The sequence below is a fragment of the Mediterranea sp. ET5 genome, assembly GCF_023337025.1.
GTDB lineage: Bacteria > Bacteroidota > Bacteroidia > Bacteroidales > Bacteroidaceae > Phocaeicola_A.
In genome coordinates this window covers 1-1,575 of the sequence record NZ_JAMBLN010000041.1, presented here as the reverse complement: position 1 = coordinate 1,575, position 1,575 = coordinate 1, and the positions used below count along the sequence as shown (strand labels likewise).

The window sequence follows — 1,575 nt, the reverse complement described above, 5'->3', positions numbered from 1 at the left end:
AAAATTTTCATCAAAGAGTTTAGCAATTTTCTGATGCCTTGCCATCAGCATAGTCTGTGTGTAAACGTCCTTGTTCAGAGGCAGCTTAATTTGTATTGTCGTGATAGTCTTTGCCAATGCAAGCACCTTATCTACACTCATATTAATCTCTGTGACTTTCAACATACGCTCCAATTCCTTGTAAACTTTCAAAGCCACAAAACAGATGCATATATGGGCTTCTATGCGTTTGCGTGTAAAATGGAACATAGGACGTATCTCTATCTTTGATTTCGCAATGCGGAATGCCCGTTCTACGTGCCAAAGGTTATGATATGCTGTGTATACATCTTGTTTCCGTATATCTGTGTTGGTGAGATACCCTTTGAGCCCATCCCAACGGGAGTCGTCAGTTATGCGGTCATAGTTGATGGTAACTTTCACGTCACCCTCCATAGATAAAAACTTATTGTAACCTCTTTTGTTGATGTTACCCTTCGTGAGAGTACCATGCTTATAAGCTTTTTCCAACCTGCGTATGCCTTTTTCTCGGTTATAGGCGTCTTTCTTCGCCCGATCATCTGTATAGCCTACCAAAAGCCGACGTCCGCCCCCTTTATCATATTCAATCATGTTTTTGTCTTGCTTAGGTTGGTTCAATATCCACTCCTTTATCTCTGTACTTTCATTCTTTATCTTCGCACCTATTATATACTTGTAGCCGTGCGTCTCAAGTTCCGCAATGTTGGCATTGTTCATCAGGCCCGAATCAGCCACAACCACAAAGTCTTCTAAACCGTATTTGCTTACAAACTCGTTTATCATCGGCAGCATTGTGTGCCCTTCATATTTGTTGCCTTCATGGATGCAATAGGCAAGCGGGTAGCCACCTAAACTTACAAGCAGTCCCAATATGATTTGAGGATTGCTGTGACGTCCTTCTTTCGAGAAGCCCGTCTTGCGTAATTCGTCCTCATAATCCGCTTCAAAGTAAAGCGTAGTAACATCATAGAATAACACGCCGATATTGCCACCAAACAGTTGGGCTGTATGACGTACGCTGATGTCCTGAACAATCTCATGCTGATGATTGCTAAGTTTGTCAAGATAACGATAGATTTTGGAGAGGCCTACGTCCTCGTCAAAATGGTTCTTCAAGTATTCCACCGTTGCTGACTTACTAGAGGGACAAGCAAGGCGGGCTTTTACAAGTTTGCGGAACACTTCATCGTCAATACGGTTGAAGCCAATCCTATCAAACGTACGATCCAAAATCAAGTCGCAGCCGTTGAGAAGGATATTGCTTACCTGAGATAGTACCCGACGGACTTCTTCTCGCTCTCGGTCGCACGCCTCACGCTCCTCACCATACAGGTCCAGTTGTGGTTGTCGTCGAGATTCTTCTTTAGAAATCCATTCTTTTGCTTGGCTGACAAGACTTTCTACCTCATTTTCACTATATGCGACACCTATTGTGGCAAGTTCCTTCATCTTGCCACCTATTTTCTCAACAATAATAATTCCGATGTTGCCGGATGGATACTTCTTTTTACGAATAAACATAGTTAAAATACCTTTCGTGTCACCCTAAATCAG

At 42.7% G+C, this 1,575-nt stretch carries 1 protein-coding gene; it reads right to left on the bottom strand.

The window, feature by feature from the left end; genetic code table 11:
- A partial coding sequence (locus tag M3087_RS14245) for an IS1634 family transposase (protein ID WP_249096840.1) occupies nucleotides 1-1,542 on the bottom strand: 1,542 nt, incomplete at its 3' end.
- Between the last annotated feature and the right edge of the window lie 33 nt (nucleotides 1,543-1,575).